Origin of the sequence: Streptococcus oralis Uo5, from assembly GCF_000253155.1 — a bacterium.
Taxonomy (GTDB): Bacteria; Bacillota; Bacilli; order Lactobacillales; family Streptococcaceae; genus Streptococcus; species Streptococcus oralis_L.
Map to the genome: position 1 here is coordinate 578,738 of NC_015291.1, position 18,217 is coordinate 596,954.

Annotated in this window: 18 protein-coding genes; 16 read left to right on the plus strand and 2 right to left on the minus strand. The window is 42.5% G+C overall.

Annotated elements, in window-relative coordinates; all coding sequences use genetic code 11:
- The first annotated feature begins 1 nt into the window (after position 1).
- Genes clpX through whiA form a run of 6 tightly spaced genes read left to right on the plus strand, consistent with a single transcriptional unit; the run spans position 2 to position 5,044 of the window.
- Entirely contained in the window at positions 2-1,234 is a 1,233-nt protein-coding gene (clpX, locus tag SOR_RS02990; RefSeq protein WP_002874765.1) for an ATP-dependent Clp protease ATP-binding subunit ClpX, read from the plus strand.
- 8 nt (positions 1,235-1,242) lie between these two features.
- Positions 1,243-1,830 (plus strand): ribosome biogenesis GTP-binding protein YihA/YsxC, encoded by a 588-nt coding sequence (gene yihA, locus SOR_RS02995; protein WP_000405204.1) that lies wholly within the window; start codon positions 1,243-1,245, stop codon positions 1,828-1,830.
- Between the two features lie 9 nt (positions 1,831-1,839).
- A complete protein-coding gene (locus SOR_RS03000; protein WP_001140417.1) occupies positions 1,840-2,220 on the plus strand; it encodes a RidA family protein in 381 nt (126 codons plus the stop codon).
- Positions 2,221-2,271: 51 nt separating this feature from the next.
- The gene (gene rapZ, locus SOR_RS03005) at positions 2,272-3,162 is read left to right on the plus strand and encodes an RNase adapter RapZ (protein WP_000163048.1); all 891 of its coding nucleotides are present in this window, start codon (positions 2,272-2,274) and stop codon (positions 3,160-3,162) included.
- Positions 3,159-4,136, plus strand: coding sequence for a YvcK family protein (locus tag SOR_RS03010; protein WP_001231053.1), 978 nt, complete (start codon positions 3,159-3,161; stop codon positions 4,134-4,136). The genes rapZ and SOR_RS03010 overlap by 4 nt, the downstream gene beginning before the upstream one ends.
- Positions 4,133-5,044 carry a DNA-binding protein WhiA gene (whiA, locus tag SOR_RS03015; protein WP_000011288.1) on the plus strand — a complete coding sequence of 304 codons (912 nt, stop codon included), beginning with the start codon at positions 4,133-4,135 and terminating at the stop codon, positions 5,042-5,044. Before SOR_RS03010 ends, whiA begins: the two co-directional genes overlap by 4 nt.
- A gap of 30 nt (positions 5,045-5,074) precedes the next feature.
- Here whiA and SOR_RS03020 read toward each other — a convergent pair whose 3' ends face one another.
- Complete coding sequence (locus tag SOR_RS03020; protein WP_000081030.1) at positions 5,075-6,043, minus strand: NAD(P)/FAD-dependent oxidoreductase; 969 nt, start codon at positions 6,041-6,043, stop codon at positions 5,075-5,077.
- A 136-nt stretch (positions 6,044-6,179) separates the two neighbouring features.
- On the opposite strand from SOR_RS03020, the gene cdaA reads away from it, so the two are divergent.
- The 9 genes from cdaA (at position 6,180) to SOR_RS03070 (ending at position 15,204) form a co-directional block, all read left to right on the plus strand.
- The gene (cdaA, locus tag SOR_RS03030; RefSeq protein WP_001011086.1) at positions 6,180-7,037 is read left to right on the plus strand and encodes a diadenylate cyclase CdaA; all 858 of its coding nucleotides are present in this window, start codon (positions 6,180-6,182) and stop codon (positions 7,035-7,037) included.
- Positions 7,024-7,821 (plus strand): CdaR family protein, encoded by a 798-nt coding sequence (locus tag SOR_RS03035; RefSeq protein WP_001230932.1) that lies wholly within the window; start codon positions 7,024-7,026, stop codon positions 7,819-7,821. Before cdaA ends, SOR_RS03035 begins: the two co-directional genes overlap by 14 nt.
- Positions 7,822-7,851: 30 nt before the next feature.
- On the plus strand, positions 7,852-9,204 hold the full coding sequence (glmM, locus tag SOR_RS03040) for a phosphoglucosamine mutase (RefSeq protein ID WP_000521455.1): 1,353 nt from the start codon (positions 7,852-7,854) through the stop codon (positions 9,202-9,204).
- Positions 9,205-9,277: 73 nt separating this feature from the next.
- Positions 9,278-9,652, plus strand: coding sequence for a DUF1149 family protein (locus SOR_RS03045; RefSeq protein WP_001050092.1), 375 nt, complete (start codon positions 9,278-9,280; stop codon positions 9,650-9,652).
- Between the two features lie 2 nt (positions 9,653-9,654).
- A complete protein-coding gene (locus SOR_RS03050) occupies positions 9,655-10,503 on the plus strand; it encodes a DegV family protein (protein ID WP_000762163.1) in 849 nt (282 codons plus the stop codon).
- Positions 10,504-10,767: 264 nt separating this feature from the next.
- Positions 10,768-11,535 carry a 4-hydroxy-tetrahydrodipicolinate reductase gene (gene dapB / locus SOR_RS03055; RefSeq protein ID WP_000027882.1) on the plus strand — a complete coding sequence of 256 codons (768 nt, stop codon included), beginning with the start codon at positions 10,768-10,770 and terminating at the stop codon, positions 11,533-11,535.
- Positions 11,532-12,731: a CCA tRNA nucleotidyltransferase gene (locus SOR_RS03060; RefSeq protein ID WP_080568296.1), complete on the plus strand. Its 1,200-nt coding sequence runs from the start codon at positions 11,532-11,534 to the stop codon at positions 12,729-12,731. The genes dapB and SOR_RS03060 overlap by 4 nt, the downstream gene beginning before the upstream one ends.
- Entirely contained in the window at positions 12,728-14,596 is a 1,869-nt protein-coding gene (locus SOR_RS03065; RefSeq protein WP_001279118.1) for an ABC-F family ATP-binding cassette domain-containing protein, read from the plus strand. Before SOR_RS03060 ends, SOR_RS03065 begins: the two co-directional genes overlap by 4 nt.
- Entirely contained in the window at positions 14,593-15,204 is a 612-nt protein-coding gene (locus SOR_RS03070) for a hypothetical protein (protein ID WP_000969657.1), read from the plus strand. The genes SOR_RS03065 and SOR_RS03070 overlap by 4 nt, the downstream gene beginning before the upstream one ends.
- A 58-nt stretch (positions 15,205-15,262) precedes the next feature.
- Here the strand turns inward: SOR_RS03070 and mntE are convergent, their stop codons facing one another.
- Positions 15,263-16,456 (minus strand): CDF family manganese efflux transporter MntE, encoded by a 1,194-nt coding sequence (mntE, locus tag SOR_RS03075; protein WP_001076582.1) that lies wholly within the window; start codon positions 16,454-16,456, stop codon positions 15,263-15,265.
- 270 nt (positions 16,457-16,726) lie between these two features.
- Between mntE and SOR_RS03080 the strand changes: the two genes are divergently transcribed.
- Positions 16,727-18,217 carry a hypothetical protein gene (locus SOR_RS03080; protein WP_000248063.1) on the plus strand — a complete coding sequence of 497 codons (1,491 nt, stop codon included), beginning with the start codon at positions 16,727-16,729 and terminating at the stop codon, positions 18,215-18,217.

Sequence of the window (18,217 nt, forward strand, 5' to 3'; positions counted from 1 at the left end):
CATGCCTACAAATAGGAAAAATGATATGATGGTTTATTGCTCATTTTGTGGCAAAAGCCAAGAAGAAGTAAAGAAAATAATCGCTGGGAACAACGCCTTTATCTGTAATGAATGTGTGGAGTTGGCCCAGGAAATCATTCGGGAGGAGTTGGCCGAGGAAGTTTTAGCAGACTTGTCTGAAGTACCAAAACCAATCGAACTCCTAAATATCTTAAACCACTATGTGATTGGTCAAGATCGTGCCAAACGTGCCTTGGCAGTGGCTGTATACAATCACTATAAACGCATCAATTTCCACGATACGCGTGAAGAGTCAGAAGATGTGGATTTGCAGAAGTCAAACATCCTGATGATTGGTCCAACTGGTTCAGGGAAAACTTTCTTGGCTCAGACTTTGGCTAAGAGCTTGAACGTGCCTTTTGCCATTGCAGATGCGACAGCTCTGACTGAGGCTGGGTATGTGGGTGAGGACGTGGAAAATATCCTCCTCAAACTCTTGCAGGCTGCTGACTTTAACATCGAACGTGCAGAACGTGGGATTATCTACGTAGATGAAATTGACAAAATTGCCAAGAAGAGCGAGAATGTGTCTATCACACGTGACGTTTCGGGTGAAGGTGTGCAACAAGCCCTTCTCAAGATTATCGAGGGAACCGTTGCTAGCGTGCCGCCTCAAGGTGGACGCAAACATCCACAACAAGAGATGATTCAAGTAGATACCAAAAATATCCTCTTTATCGTGGGTGGTGCTTTTGATGGCATCGAAGAAATCGTTAAACAACGTCTGGGAGAAAAAGTCATCGGTTTTGGCCAAAATAACAAGGCGATTGACGAAAACAGCTCCTACATGCAGGAAATCATCGCTGAAGATATTCAAAAGTTCGGTATTATTCCTGAGTTGATTGGGCGCTTACCTGTCTTTGCAGCTCTTGAGCAATTGACGGTCGATGATTTGGTTCGCATCTTGAAGGAGCCAAGAAATGCCTTGGTCAAACAATACCAAACCTTGCTTTCTTATGATGATGTTGAGTTGGAATTTGACGATGAAGCCCTTCAAGAAATTGCCAATAAGGCTATCGAACGCAAAACTGGTGCGCGTGGTCTTCGCTCAATCATTGAAGAAACCATGCTAGATGTTATGTTTGAAGTACCGAGTCAGGAAAATGTGAAATTGGTCCGCATCACAAAAGAAGCTGTCGATGGAACGGAAAAACCCATCCTAGAAACAGCCTAGAGGTGACTATGGAAATCAATACACACAATGCTGAAATCCTGCTCAGTGCGGCAAACAAGTCCCACTATCCGCAGGATGAACTGCCAGAGATTGCCCTTGCAGGGCGTTCAAATGTCGGCAAGTCTAGCTTTATCAACACCATGTTGAACCGCAAAAATCTTGCTCGTACATCAGGAAAACCTGGGAAGACCCAGTTACTCAACTTCTTCAACATTGATGACAAGATGCGTTTTGTGGATGTACCAGGTTATGGCTATGCCCGCGTTTCCAAAAAGGAACGTGAAAAATGGGGGCGCATGATTGAGGAGTATTTGACCACTCGGGAAAATCTCCGTGCCGTGGTCAGTCTGGTGGATCTCCGTCACGACCCGTCAGCAGATGATGTGCAGATGTACGAATTTCTCAAGTATTATGAGATTCCGGTTATCATCGTTGCGACTAAGGCAGATAAGATTCCCCGTGGTAAGTGGAACAAGCATGAATCAGCAATCAAAAAGAAATTAAACTTTGACCCCAGTGACGACTTCATTCTATTTTCATCTGTCAGCAAGGTAGGGATGGATCAGGCTTGGGACGCAATATTAGAAAAATTGTGAGGGAAAGAAATGGCAAAAACAATTCATACAGACAAAGCTCCAAAAGCAATCGGACCTTATGTTCAAGGGAAAATCGTTGGCAATCTTTTGTTTGCTAGCGGTCAAGTTCCCCTATCTCCTGAAACTGGAGAAATTGTAGGAGAAACGATCCAAGAACAGACAGAACAAGTTTTGAAAAACATTGCTGCTATTTTGGCTGAAGCAGGAACAGACTTTGACCATGTTGTCAAAACAACTTGCTTCTTGAGCGATATGAACGACTTTGTTCCTTTTAACGAGGTTTACCAGACTGCCTTTAAAGAGGAATTTCCAGCTCGTTCAGCTGTAGAGGTTGCACGTCTTCCTCGTGATGTAAAAGTCGAAATTGAAGTGATCGCAGAGATTGGATAAGCTAGTTGAAGTTTGGCTCTGCCAAACTTTTTTTGATATAAGGAGAGATAGATGACAAAGAAACAACTTCACCTGGTGATTGTGACAGGGATGAGTGGCGCAGGGAAAACGGTAGCCATTCAGTCCTTCGAAGATTTGGGATATTTTACGATTGACAATATGCCACCAGCCCTCTTACCAAAGTTCTTGCAGTTGGTTGAAACTAAAGATGATGACCACAAACTGGCCTTGGTTGTGGACATGCGTAGCCGTTCCTTCTTTTCAGAGATTCAGGCAGTTTTGGATGAATTGGAAAATCAGGATGAATTGGATTTCAAAATTCTCTTTTTGGATGCAAAAGATAAGGAATTGGTGGCACGCTATAAGGAAACTAGAAGAAGTCACCCTCTAGCAGCAGATGGTCGAATTTTAGATGGCATCAAGCTGGAACGTGAACTTTTGGCACCTTTGAAAAACATGAGCCAAAATGTGGTGGATACGACAGAACTCACTCCGCGTGAACTTCGTAAAACCATTGCTGAGCAATTTTCGGACCAAGAACAAACCCAGTCTTTCCGTATTGAGGTCATGTCTTTTGGATTCAAGTATGGTATCCCTATTGATGCAGATTTGGTCTTTGATGTCCGTTTCTTGCCAAATCCATACTACCTCCCTGAACTCCGTAATCAGACAGGTGAGGATCAAGCAGTTTATGACTATGTGATGAATCATGAAGAGTCTGAAAGTTTCTATCAGCACTTACTCGCCTTGATTGAACCCATTTTGCCAAGTTACAAAAAAGAAGGCAAGTCTGTTTTAACTATCGCAGTAGGATGTACGGGTGGACAACACCGTAGTGTTGCCTTTGCCAAACGAATCGCTGAGGACCTTGCTAAAAACTGGCCTGTCAATGAAAGCCATCGTGACAAAGACAGAAGAAAGGAAACGGTAAACCGTTCATGAGAAAACCAAAGATAACGGTAATTGGTGGAGGAACTGGTATCCCCGTCATTTTGAAAAGCTTGCGAGAAAAGGATGTTGATATCGCAGCCATCGTAACGGTAGCTGATGATGGCGGATCTTCTGGTGAGCTAAGAAAGAATATCCAACAGCTGACACCACCAGGCGATCTTCGCAATGTTCTGGTAGCCATGTCGGATATGCCTAAATTTTATGAGAAGGTTTTTCAGTACCGCTTTTCAGAAGACGCTGGTGCTTTTGCGGGTCATCCTCTAGGAAATATCATTATAGCAGGACTTTCTGAAATGCAAGGGTCCACTTACAATGCCATGCAGCTGCTAAGTCTCTTTTTCCACACAACAGGAAAAATCTACCCATCAAGCGATCAGCCTTTGACACTGCATGCAGTCTTTAAAGACGGTTCTGAGGTGGCAGGTGAGAGCCACATTGCAGATCATCCAGGTATGATTGACCATGTCTATGTGACCAATACCTTGGATGATGAAACACCGCAAGCCAGCCGTCGAGTGGTCAATACTATCCTAGAGAGTGACATGATCGTCCTGGGGCCTGGTTCCCTCTTTACATCGATTTTGCCGAATATTGTCATCGAGGAGATCGGGCAGGCTCTCTTGGAGACTAAGGCAGAGATCGCCTATGTCTGCAATATCATGACCCAGCGTGGGGAAACAGAGCACTTTTCAGACAGTGACCACGTGGAAGTCCTCCATCGACACTTAGGTCGGCCATTTATCGACACGGTCTTGGTTAATATCGAAAAGGTTCCTAGAGAATACATGGATACCAACCGTTTTGATGAATATTTGGTTCAGGTAGAGCATGACTTTGCTGGTCTTTGCAAGCAGGTCCCTCGTGTGATTTCATCCAACTTCCTTCGTTTGGAAAATGGAGGTGCCTTCCATGATGGCGATTTGATTGTAGATGAATTGATGCGCATTATACAGGTGAGAAAATGAGTTTTACAGTTGCAGTAAAAGAGGAAATTCTTGGTCAACACCATCTCAGTCGTCATGAATTGTCTGCCATCATCAAGATGTCTGGCAGTATTGGTCTCTCGACTTCAGGCCTGACCTTGTCCGTCGTAACTGAAAATGCCAAGTTAGCTCGGCACCTTTATGAGTCCTTTCTCCATTTTTATGAGATCAAGTCAGAAATTCGTCACCATCAGAGAAGCAATCTTCGCAAGAATCGTGTCTACACGGTCTATACTGATGAGAGGGTGCAGGAGCTTTTAGCTGATTTGCGGCTTGCGGATTCCTTCTTTGGTTTGGAGATGGGTATTGATCCCGATATTTTAGCAGATGAAGAAGCTGGTCGTGCTTACTTATGTGGGGCCTTTCTGGCAAATGGTAGTATCCGAGATCCTGAGTCTGGCAAGTACCAGTTGGAGATCAGTTCCGTTTATCTGGACCATGCCCAAGGATTGGCCTCTCTTCTTCAGCAGTTTTTGCTGGACGCCAAGGTTATTGAACGCAAGAAAGGTGCAGTTACCTATCTTCAACGTGCAGAAGACATCATGGATTTTTTGATCGTGATTGGGGCTATGCAGGCGCGTGATAACTTTGAGCGCGTCAAGATTTTGCGTGAAACCCGTAACGACCTCAATCGCGCCAATAACGCTGAAACAGCCAATATCGCTCGGACGGTTTCTGCTAGTATGAAGACCATTAATAATATCAGTAAAATCAAAGATAGAATGGGTTTGGAAAATTTACCCGTGGATTTGCAAGAGGTAGCGCAGTTGCGGATTCAGCATCCAGACTACTCTATCCAGCAGTTGGCAGATAGCCTGAGCAATCCTCTGACCAAAAGTGGCGTCAACCACAGACTTAGAAAAATAAACAAGATCGCAGAAGAACTCTAAAACCACGAATCGTTGATCCGTGGTTTTTTCTTATAAACTGGTCGAGTGTTTGGGTTGAACTTTTTGTTCTGGGTCAATGTAGTTAATGGCATTGTTAACAGCTGTTGGAGCTTCACCCAGTCCTGTAGCGATCAAATCAATCTTACCTTCATAGTAGCAGCAGTCCCCGATGGCATAGATACCTGCTTGGCTAGATTCTTGCTTGCTATTGACGATAATCTTGTGACGGTTGAGGTCCAGCCCCCAATTTTTAAGATTGCCAACAGATGATTTGAAACCATAGTTGACAAAGAGATGGTCTGCCTCGATAGTTTCGGTTTCATCTGATTTGACTTTGGTGATTTCTAGTTTGTCGAGTGTTTTACCATCTCCAAGGAGTTGGCTAGGGACGAACGGTGTCTTGATGGTCACAGATGATTCTTGCAGGGCTTGCACACTATGTTCCAAGGCGCGGAAATTATCTCGACGGTGAACGAGAGTAGTTGGGGCAATCTTTTCAAAAGCCAGAGCCCAGTCCACTGCTGAGTCCCCACCACCAAGGATGGTCACTTTCTTACCAGCGTATTGTTGGATGTTGGAAACGTGGTAGTGGATGTTTTCATAGTCCTCAACACCGTCTAATTCGAGTGGCCGTGGTTTAAAGGCACCGCCACCCATGGCAATGATGACTGTTTTAGTCAGGTGGCTTCCCTTATTAGTTGTGATGGTAAATCCTTGATCTTGTTTCTCGATTTCAAGAACAGTTTCGTTGAGGTGAACAGGTGTTTCAAAGCCGTTTAGCTGTTCAATCAAGCGATTGGTCAACTCTTCTCCGGTTAAGTTTGGAAAACCTGGCACATCAAGGATTTGCTTTTCAGGGTAGAGGATGGCAGGTTGACCACCGAGCTGGGGAAGGGAGTCGATGATTTGGACTTTGGCTTGGCGTAGGTGAGCGTAAAAGGCAGCAAAGAGCCCAACAGGACCGCCACCTACAATGGTAATATCATAGAGTTGAGACATGATTTCTCCTTCGTTTTTTCTAATCAGTTTATTTTATCATATTTTTGCTTAATTTAAAATGAGGTAGGATAGGGAAAAAATGGGCAAAAAATGGTATAATGGTACAGAAAGTGTTTTGAAGGGGAGGAGGCCAGGGATGAATTTTCAACAATTATCCAATTTGCAATACTGGACGAGTTTGTTTTCAAGTCCTTGGACAATAGTCACCAATCTGATTGATATTCTCATTGTGACTTATATTTTATATCATTTTACCAAAGCGATTGCAGGGACCAAAATCATGATTTTGGTGCGGGGTGTTCTGGTCTTTATTTTAGGTCAGATTCTGTCCAATATGATTGGTTTGACGACCATTTCCTGGTTGATCAATCAGATCATCACCTACGGGGTCATTGCAGCGGTAGTTATTTTTTCACCAGAGATTCGGACTGGTTTGGAACGATTGGGTCGGGCTACGGATTTCTTCTACAATGCCCCTATTAGTGCGGAAGAGCAAATGGTTCGTGCCTTTGTCAAATCAGTCGAGTACATGAGCCCTCGTAAGATTGGTGCTCTTGTAGCTGTTCAGCGAGTAAGAACCTTGCAGGAATATATCTCGACTGGGATTCCTCTGGATGCTAAGATTTCCTCTGAGTTATTAATTAATATCTTTATCCCTAATACACCCTTACACGATGGAGCGGTTATTGTCAGAGAAGATCGGATTGCCGTAACTTCAGCCTACCTACCCCTGACTGAAAATACTGGAATTTCTAAGGAGTTTGGGACACGTCATAGGGCAGCAATTGGTTTGTCAGAAGTATCGGATGCTCTTACCTTTGTGGTTTCAGAAGAAACCGGTGGAATCTCAATCACCTATAATGGAGTCTTTAAACATGATTTGACCTTGGAAGAGTTTGAATCGGAGTTAAGAAGAATCTTACTTCCAACATCAGAGAAAAAACAAGGTCTGAAGGAGCGTTTGCTAGGAGGATTGAAACATGAGAAAAAATAGTCTTTATATTATTTCTTCCTTCTTTTTCGCCTGCATCCTTTTTATCTATGCGACTTCAACAAACTATCAGAATAGCAATAGCGCCAGACAAGTGCGGACAGAAACCTATACCAATACGGTACTCAATGTCCCAATCGATATTCAGTACGACAGCGATCAGTATTTTATCAGTGGCTTTACTTCTGAAGTGACGGTCTTTCTGACAGGGTCAAACAGAGTTGCATTGGCGAGCGAAATGCAGGAAAGCACTCGGAAATTCAAGGTCAAAGCTGACTTAACCAATGCCAGTGTAGGGACCATCGAAGTTCCTCTAACCATTGAAAATTTACCGAGTGGTTTGACGGCTGTTGCAACTCCGCAAAAGATAACAGTCAAGGTCGGCAAAAAAGCAAAACGAGATAATGTAATCGTTGTGCCGGAGATTGACCCTAGCCAGATTGATTCTCGTGTGAAAATTGATACAGTCACTGTGTCAGATGAAAAAGTAACGGTTATCAGTGACGAGGAGACTCTCTCTAGAGTAGATCGTGTCATTGCCATCTTGCCGACGAGTGAACGGATAACGGGTAACTACTCGGCCTCTGTTCCACTACAAGCAGTTGATAAAAATGGAAATGTCTTACCAAGCGTCATTATGCCATTTGACACTACAATGAAAATTACAACCAAAACAGTATCGTCTAGCTCGAGTTCTTCGTCAACGACCTCGTCAACGGGCTCTTCAACCAGCAGTTCGTCTTCAACGAGTTCAGAAACGAAACCAGACTCGTCTAAACAGGACTAAATAAAATAGTAGAAAAGGATGATAAATAAAATGGGTAAATATTTTGGGACCGATGGAGTCCGTGGAGAAGCAAACGTAGAACTGACGCCAGAATTGGCCTTTAAACTGGGACGTTTTGGTGGTTATGTTCTTAGCCAACACGAAACAGAAGCCCCTAAAGTCTTTGTAGGACGTGATACACGTATCTCAGGAGAAATGTTAGAATCAGCCTTAGTGGCAGGTCTCCTCTCCGTAGGGATTCACGTCTACAAACTCGGTGTCCTTGCAACACCAGCAGTAGCTTACTTGGTCAAAACTGAGGGAGCCAGTGCAGGTGTCATGATTTCCGCTAGTCACAACCCAGCCCTTGATAATGGAATTAAATTCTTTGGTGGGGATGGCTTCAAACTTGATGATGAAAAAGAAGCAGAAATCGAAGCCTTGCTGGATGCTACAGAAGACACCCTTCCTCGTCCAAGTGCCGAAGGCTTGGGAACCTTAGTGGACTATCCAGAAGGTTTACGCAAGTATGAAGGCTACCTTGTTTCAACTGGAACTCCTCTTGAGGGAATGAAAGTGGCCTTGGATACAGCCAACGGTGCAGCATCTACAAGTGCCCGTCAAATCTTTGCAGACCTTGGGGCTCAAATAACTGTTATCGGTGAGACACCAGATGGTCTTAATATCAACTTGAATGTGGGTTCTACACATCCAGAAGCTCTTCAAGAAGTGGTCAAAGAAAGCCAGTCAGCTATTGGTTTGGCCTTTGACGGAGACAGTGACCGTTTGATTGCTGTTGATGAAAATGGTGACATCGTCGATGGTGATAAGATCATGTATATCATCGGTAAATACCTTTCTGAAAAAGGCCAGTTGGCTCAAAACACCATTGTGACAACGGTTATGTCTAACCTTGGCTTCCATAAGGCCTTGGAGAGTGCTGGCATTAACAAGGCAGTGACTGCTGTTGGTGACCGCTATGTCGTTGAAGAAATGAGAAAATCAGGCTACAACCTTGGTGGTGAACAGTCTGGTCACGTAATCTTGATGGATTACAACACAACTGGTGATGGTCAATTATCAGCTGTCCAATTGACTAAAATCATGAAAGAAACAGGCAAGAGCTTGTCTCAATTGGCATCAGAAGTGACGATTTACCCACAAAAACTGGTCAATATCCGAGTGGAAAATGCCATGAAAGAAAAAGCCATGGAAGTACCAGCTATTAAAACGATCATCGAAAAGATGGAAGAAGAGATGGCAGGGAACGGTCGTATCCTTGTCCGCCCAAGTGGAACAGAACCCCTCTTGCGTGTCATGGCAGAAGCGCCAACAACAGAAGAAGTGAACTACTACGTAGATACGATTGCTGCTGTTGTTAAAGATGAAATCGGAATTGACTAAAGCCTAGAAAACTAGATGAAATGATAAAAATGTGGTACAATTGCATAGTAAATTGTAGCAAAGGGAGAGAAAAATGAATCTTAAAAGAGAACAAGAATTTGTTAGCCAGTATCACTTTGATGCTCGTAACTTTGAATGGGAAAATGAAAATGGAGCTCCTGAAACCAAGGTAGACGTGAACTTTCAGTTGCTCCAACATGACCAAGAAAACCAAGTGACTTCGCTTGTCGTTATCTTGAGTTTCATGATTGTCTTTGACAAATTTGTCATCAGCGGAACGATTTCTCAAGTTAACCACGTGGAAGGTCGCATTGTCAACGAACCAAGCGAATTTAACCAAGAAGAAGTTGAAACTCTGGCACGTCCATGTTTGAACATGCTCAATCGTTTGACGTATGAAGTAACAGAAATCGCCTTGGATCTTCCAGGGATCAATTTGGAGTTTTAGTCATGAAATTAGCTGTCATTACAGATTCTTCAGCCTATTTAGAGGAGAAGACGCTGCAAAGAGAGAATCTATTTATCTTGGATATTCCTGTCAATATTGATGGAGAGGAGTATGTTGAAGGTGTCAATCTGACTGCTGAGGAATTTTATCAAAAAATGGCTCAGTCTGTAGAATTGCCTAAAACTAGTCAACCAAGTATTGCCAAATTGGATGAGATTCTTAGTTCTTTGAAAGACGAGGGTTATACCCATGTCTTAGGACTCTTTCTTTCGTCAGGAATTTCAGGCTTTTATCAGAACATCCAATACATGTTGGATGAGTATGATGGCTTGACCATTGCCTTTCCAGATACCCATATCACAAGTTCCCCTCTCGGATTTATGGTGGAGAGTGCCTTTGAATGGGCAGAACAAGGTGATGATTTTGCCCAGATTCAGGAGAAGTTGGGGATTCAAATTGCTGATAATTCAGCCTTTATCATAGTAGATGACCTCGATCACCTGGTTAAGGGAGGACGTTTGTCAAATGGAGCAGCTATCTTAGGAAATCTCCTCAGTATCAAGCCTATCCTTTACTTTAATGACCAAGGAGTGATTGAAGTTTACGAAAAAGTTCGTACAGAAAAGAAAGCAATCAAACGTTTGGTGGAAATCATCAAGGAGTTGACAAAAGATGGGGACTACCGTATAACAGTCATTCATGGGAACGCTCCTCAAAAGGCAGCGGATTTACGTCAGCTTTTGATGGAGAGTGGTGTGACTGCTGAAATTCCAATTGAAACCTTTGGTAGTGTCATTGGGACCCACCTTGGAGAAGGTAGTATCGCCTTGAGCTATACACCAATCGTCTAAATTGTTCTTACAGGCTTTGTATCTTAGCAATTGAACACGGCCTACCTGCCTCTTGAAAAAAGATGCCTGTCTTGCCTTTCGTAGAAAGTCAGCGCCATTCCCTATTTTTCATGGGCAGCTAACGTCCTTTGTATCTTGATAATTGAACACGCCTGGAACCCTGTGTGAAAAAGATAGTTCTTCCAAGGAGTAGACACTCCTTGATCAGAACTCCTATTTTCACTTTGTGTTCTTACAGGCTTTGTATCTTAGACAGGAGTAGAGATGAGTATTCGAGTAATTATTGCCGGTTTTAAGGGAAAGATGGGCCAAGCTGCTTGTCAGATGGTCTTGGCTGATCCAGACTTGGACTTGGTCGCAGTTTTGGATCCTTTTGAGTCTGAGTCAGAATGGCAGGGAATTCCTGTCTTCAATGATAAGGCTGACTTGGCTGGTGTTGAAGTGGATGTCTGGGTGGATTTTACTACACCAGCCGTTGCCTACGAAAATACACGCTTTGCTCTTGAAAAAGGCTTTGCTCCAGTAGTTGGAACAACAGGATTCACTAGTGAAGAAATTACAGAACTAAAAGCATTTTCTCGTGAACAAGATTTGGGTGGCTTGATTGCCCCTAACTTTGCCTTGGGAGCTGTCTTGCTCATGCAATTTGCGGCGCAGGCTGCCAAATATTTCCCAAATGTGGAGATTATCGAGCTCCATCATGACAAGAAAAAAGATGCTCCGAGTGGAACAGCCATTAAAACGGCTGAGTTGATGGCAGAAGTTCGAGAGTCTATCCAACAAGGTGCGCCTGATGAGGAAGAATTGATTGCTGGTGCCCGTGGTGCTAACTTTGATGGCATGCGGATCCACTCAGTTCGTTTGCCAGGCTTAGTAGCTCATCAAGAAGTCATCTTTGGCAATCAGGGGGAAGGATTGACCCTTCGTCATGACTCCTATGATCGCAGCTCCTTCATGACAGGGGTCAATTTGGGAATCAAAGAAGTTGTCAAGCGTCATGAGCTTGTCTATGGATTAGAACACTTATTATGAGATTAACGCAAATGCCTTCTGAATTTCAGAAGGCTTTACCAGTATTAGAAAAAATTAAAGAAGCAGGCTTTGAGGCCTATTTTGTTGGGGGCTCTGTTCGAGATGCCCTCCTCAATCGCCCCATCCACGATGTGGATATTGCGACTTCTTCCTATCCAGAAGAAACCAAGCAGATTTTCCCTCGCACAGCTGACATCGGAATCGAGCACGGAACCGTCTTGGTCCTAGATGGGGACGAGGAGTATGAGGTAACAACCTTTCGAACAGAGGATGTCTATGTGGACTATCGTAGACCCAGTGCGGTTTCCTTTGTGCGTTCGCTAGAAGAGGACCTCAAGCGCCGTGATTTCACAGTTAATGCCTTTGCCTTGGATGAGACAGGCGAAATTATTGACTTGTTCCATGGTTTAGAAGATTTGAAAAACCAAGTCTTGCGAGCAGTTGGAGTGGCTAGTGAACGTTTCAACGAAGATGCTTTACGTATTATGCGTGGTTTTCGTTTTCAGGCCAGTCTCGGTTTTAAACTTGAGTCAGAAACTTTTGTGGCGATGAAGACTTTGACGCCACTCTTGGAGAAAATTTCTGTGGAGCGTACCTTCGTTGAGTTTGATAAGCTCTTGCTGGCACCTTTTTGGCGAGTTGGTCTGGCTTCCATGATTGAGAGTCGAGCTTATGACTATCTTCCAGATATGGCAGGGAGCCAGGACAAGCTCAACAGACTGTTTGATTTGGAGACTGAGTTCACTTTTGAATCTTCTGAACAAGCCTGGGCGGCTCTATTGTGGGCTTTGGAGATTAAAGATGCACAGCCATTTTTGAAAGCTTGGAAAACCTCACGCCAGTTTGCCAAGCAGGTTCAGGATTTGCTGACCATTTTGGCTTTGCGAGAAGAAGGAGAGCTGAGCAAGCGCGATTGTTACCGCTTTGACTTGGATTCCCTTCTACAAGCTGAAAATCTTCGTCAGGCCCAAGGAAAAGAAGTCAACCCACAAGCTATCACAGAAACTTACCATAGTTTGACCATTCATGACAAGAAAGAAATTCAGATTAACGGTGGAATTTTGATTAAGGAATATGGTTACCAGCCAGGACCAGACTTGGGAGAGATTTTAACAGAGATTGAGTTTGCCATTGTCGATGGAGAGTTGGAAAATGATCGTCAAGCAATCCATGCTTACCTGAGGGAGAAAAAATGAGTGATTTTATCGTTGAAAAACTAAGCAAATCCGTCGGTGACAAGACCGTTTTTAAAGATATTTCTTTTATCATCCATGATTTAGATAGAATCGGTCTCATTGGTGTCAATGGCACGGGTAAGACCACCCTTTTAGATGTTTTATCAGGTGTTTCAGGCTTTGATGGGGATGTCAGTCCTTTTTCAGCTAAAAATGACTACCAGATTGGCTATTTGACCCAGGATCCAGAGTTCGATGATAGCAAGACAGTTTTGGATACGGTCCTATCCAGCGACCTCAAGGAAATCCAGTTGATTCGTGAGTATGAGTTGATCATGCTCAACTATAGCGAGGACAAGCAGACTTTTTTGGAACGGGTCATGGCTGAGATGGATTCTCTCCAAGCCTGGGAAATCGAAAGTCAGGTCAAGACCGTTCTCAGCAAGTTGGGTATTCAGAACTTGTCGACTCCAGTTGGTGAATTGTCAGGTGGTCTGAGAAGACGGGTTCAGTTGGCGCAAGTTCTTCTTGGAGACCACGATCTCTTGCTACTGGACGAGCCGACCAACCATCTGGACATTGCGACCATCGAGTGGCTGACCCTTTTCTTGAAAAATTCCAAGAAGACGGTTCTCTTTATCACCCATGATCGCTATTTCCTAGATGCACTGTCAACACGAATTTTCGAGTTGGACCGAGCAGGCTTGACCGAGTATCAGGGCAATTATCAGGACTATGTTCGCCTTAAGGCGGAACAAGATGAACGCGATGCTGCTCTCCTTCACAAAAAAGAACAACTCTACAAACAAGAACTGGCTTGGATGCGCAGACAACCGCAGGCGCGTGCGACCAAGCAGCAGGCTCGTATCAATCGTTTCCATGATTTGAAAAAAGAAGTTTCAGGCGGCGTTGCTGAGGCAGACTTGACCATGAACTTTGAAACCAGTCGGATTGGGAAAAAAGTCATCGAGTTTCAGAATGTTTCCTTCGCCTATGAGAACAAGCCTATTTTGAAAGATTTTAACCTTTTGGTGCAAGCTAAAGACCGTATCGGTATCGTTGGGGACAACGGTGTTGGGAAGTCAACCCTGCTCAACTTGATTGCAGGAAGTCTTGAGCCAACTGAAGGACAAGTTGTGAGAGGGGAAACTGTTCGCATCGCCTATTTCTCTCAACAAATCGAAGGCTTGGATGAAAGCAAGCGCGTTATCAATTACCTGCAGGAAGTGGCAGAAGAGGTAAAGACCAGTGGTGGTTCCACAACTTCTATCGCTGAGTTACTGGAGCAGTTCCTCTTCCCACGTTCGACGCATGGAACCTTGATTGAGAAATTGTCTGGTGGCGAGAAAAAACGCCTCTATCTTCTCAAATTGCTTTTGGAAAAACCAAATGTTCTTCTCTTGGATGAGCCGACAAATGACTTGGACATTGCAACTTTGACAGTTTTGGAGAATTTCTTGCAAGGTTTTGCAGGGCCAGTATTGACAGTTAGCCACGACCGTTATTTCCTGGATAAGGTAGCGACCAAGATTCTAGCTTTTGAAGATGGCAAGATTCGTCCTTTCTTTGGTCATTACTCCGACTACCTTGACGAGAAAGCCTTTGAAACAGAGATGGCCAATCAAGTGCAAAAGGCCGAAAAGGAAAAAGTAGTCAAAGTCCGTGAAGAAAAGAAGCGAATGACCTATCAAGAAAAGCAGGAGTGGGCAAGCATTGAAGGCGATATTGAAGCCTTGGAAAATCGTATCGCAACCATTGAAGAAGAAATGCAGGCAAATGGTTCTGATTTTGGTAAACTGGCCACTCTTCAGAAAGAACTAGACGAGAAGAATGAAGCCCTCCTTGAAAAATACGAACGCTATGAATATTTAAGTGAGTTGGCATGATGGAAGAAAAAGTCATTAAACGTAGTCCCAAGAAAATCATTTGGAATGCCTTGTTTGGCTTGGCTTCAGTGCTTTTCTTCTTGTTGCCTCTCTCTTATCTCCATTCGTACTCGCAAAAGGGGACTCAACTGCATACGATAAGCCTTTTGTTAATGTTGCTTGTACTTTTTTGCGCTGGAGTAGTCGTTTATCAGACATACAGAATGTTAAGCTCCGATAAGGAATATTTGAAATGTACTGTCGAGGGGTTTTACTACAAACCAAACCCAAAGAAACCCAGTCATTTCTATGCTTGGGCTGATGTAGAGGACTTTTTCTTCTCTCGAATTCGAGGGAAGTATAGGGACTCCTATCGGATTGAAGTTGATTTTAAAAACAAGGAAAATGTGAAATCCCAATCCTTTCTAGCTCTGTTGAAGAGAAGGATTCTCCCTTTTCATCCGTCAGCAGATTTAATTATCCCTATCTTTCTACTAGATGTAGGACTTCCTGAAAGGGTCTATGAGGCAATGAAGTACTATGAAAGAGAATGGCGCATCGAGCAAAATCGCCAAGCAAGAAAAGAGGCAAAACAAGCTTCGAAAAGCAAATCTTCCAAACCGTCATAGTCTGTCTTTGCTTAAAGTAGCATAATCAAAAAGGCCCTACCCATTGGATAGGGTCACGTCACTGTTTGTCTTCTTTTTTAGTTTCCTGGTGGAAAATATTTTGCCAAGTCTCATGGCGACGCCAGATACTGGTATGGACGATACCATCCAGCTCATAGCAAATGAGCTTGGTTTTCTGACTAATGGAAGTGATTTGAATATCCTTAATAGTAGCTTTAAGTTCTTTTTCAGACTTAAAAGCCTCTTTATCCATCTGCTCTCCATCTTGACGGATATAGTGAAAGTCCTCAGCAAGGAGTTCTTCGAGTTGATTGCCTTGGTCAATCAATTGCTCGCGCATGAGTAGTTTTTTATAGACATTGTCTAAAATCTCGTCCTCAGGTATAGGAGCAGGTTCGATATGGACATCGGTATCAAATACTCCAAATCGTTCTTCTAGCATAGACTCAACCTGGTCTGCAATTTCGTGACTTTCATAGACTGATAGATCAGGATTCATCTCCAGCGTGATATCAAGGTAGATATTGCTACCGTAGGTACGTCCTCTTTGGGACTTGACCTTACTAATCTTTGGAATCTCCATGATGGCCTTTTGGTAGTCCTCTAGCAGACGGTCATCAAAACCATCTGAAAGACTGAAGGAAGACTCGATAAAGATATCATAGGCTGTCTTTAAGATAAAGAAAGTGATAATGATAGCGACCAATTTATCCACGATTGGATAATTGAAACTGCTGGCTAGGATGGCAATGGAAGTCCCAAGCGAGGTGACAGCATCGGAAAGATTGTCCTTGGCGGCAGCCTTGAGAGCCTTGGATTTGGATTTCTTACTGAGGCGAGTATTATAGAGATAAACTGCGAACATGACTGCCGCAGAGATGACTCCTAGAGTAGCACCCAGAGGGTCAATAACAGTCTGTTCCCGACTGAGAATTTTTTGAATGGTGTCCCGAAGAACATCAAAGCCAACGTAGAACATGATGATGGAAGTAATCAAACTAGCCAAATCTTCAATTTTCCAGTGACCAAAGCGATGGTCACGATCTGCGGGCTGGCGCGCCATCCGAATGCCAATCAGAAGAGCAACATTTCCGATAATATCGGATACGTTGTTGAAACCATCCGCTACCAAACTGGAAGAATGTAGGAGATGGCCAGTCGCTAATTTTGCCGCAGATAAGAGGAGGTAGGTCGAAATGCTGATAATGGCACCACGTTCCGCCAACTTGAGATTTGACATGGATTGGTTCATCGGACTTCCTTTCTAGTGCTGAGATTCTGTTTTCATTATACTGGTTTTCATGGGAAAATTCAAACGATATAGGCTCACAAGGTTGGAAGTAAGCTAGTTTTTTATAAGGAAATGTGGTAGAATTGAAGGGTAATATTTATTCGAAAGAGAGCTTGTAATGATAAATAAAAATATGGTCAGTAGGCTACTTAGCTTAAGTTTTTTGCCATTTTATTTTTTTATCTCTATATATCATTTAGAGGTTTTGAATATCCTGTTGTAGATGATATCATGGTAAACCAAACCATATTATCTGGGGAAAATATGTTATTACCCTACATAGGAATTTTATTATCTTCAGGTTTGGTTTGGCTTCAACAAATGGTTACAAACTGGAATATTTATTTTATTTTTTTAGTTAGTATTTACTGTATTAGTTTTAGCGTATATACATCATTTTTTTATAAGAAAAAACTGTATCTTTTGCTTCCAATAGTGTTTTTAGCCCAATTGATACTTATTAAATATTTTTCTTTTTCCGTTATTGCATATTTATCAGCTACAGCAGCAACTTTTTTTCTATTTGACAAAAGGTACATTTCTGGACTATCACTATTATTCATTGGTTTATCAATTAGGCCTCAGATTATATCTAGCTTTATTTTACTGTTATTCCCTTTTCTGCTCTTTGAGTGGATATCTTCTAAAAAAAGAAAAGAAATTATTTTATTATTTAGCGTCATTTTACTGATTTTTGCTTCCAATAAACTATATACACTAGGTAAAGCTGACGTACAGGAGTATTTGACATGGAATGCCCTAAGTACGAATTTGAGAGATTATCCTGCTATTGATTATCAAAGACATGCGAATGAATTGGAAGCTTTGGGGGTAAGTGAAAATGATTTGAATGTCTCCACCTACTGGTTATTTGCTGAAAAAAAAGCCTTAAGCAATGCTCTTTTAACAAACATTCAATCTGTTCGTTCCCTTTCAGAAAAATACTCGTTTAATCTGCCTCGGATGATATCAGATTTTTTTAAGAATAGTATTCTGACAACCTTCTCTTTAATGCTGATTAGTTGGTTTTTGATTTTTAAGCCTAAGAAACTATACGGATGGTTTGTACCGATTTTCCCATTACTTTTAATTGGAGCTCTCTTTGTTAGACAAAGGGTAGTAGAGCGCGTATATATCCCTCTAATAGTATGTTTCTTATTAGTATTTATTTTCTATGCTCGATCATTTTATGAAAAAAGAAGTTTATTTGATAAGAGAAAGGTGTTCCTTAGCATACAAATAATGGGAATACTAGGAGGAGCAGTATGGATAAATAAGCTTGGACAAGAACTGTATTGGTTTCCCTATATTCAATCGTCAATAGTCTCAGAGTACCAAAATCTTGTACAGAGGAATTCGGATAAACTTATTGTTTTCGGTGGATATGGTACTTTGGTTTCTTCACAGCCTACATTATCGACTTTTAAATTAAGATCCAATCAGTTAGTGACAAATACGACAACATTAGGAAATTGGCAAACTTTTTCTCCTCATTATTATCAACAAATGAAGAGATACGGAGTTGAAGAACCTGAAAATCTGTTATCTTCTGCAATCAACAATCAGAATATTCTCTTCTTTTGGTCCACTTCATCAGGGAATATGGATAGTGTTAAAAAAATCATGAAAGAACATTATCAGAAGGATGTTTACTTTGAGGAAGTTGAATCTGTAACTTCAGATATGAGCGTTTATCGATTAAAATTAGGAACAGGAGGATAG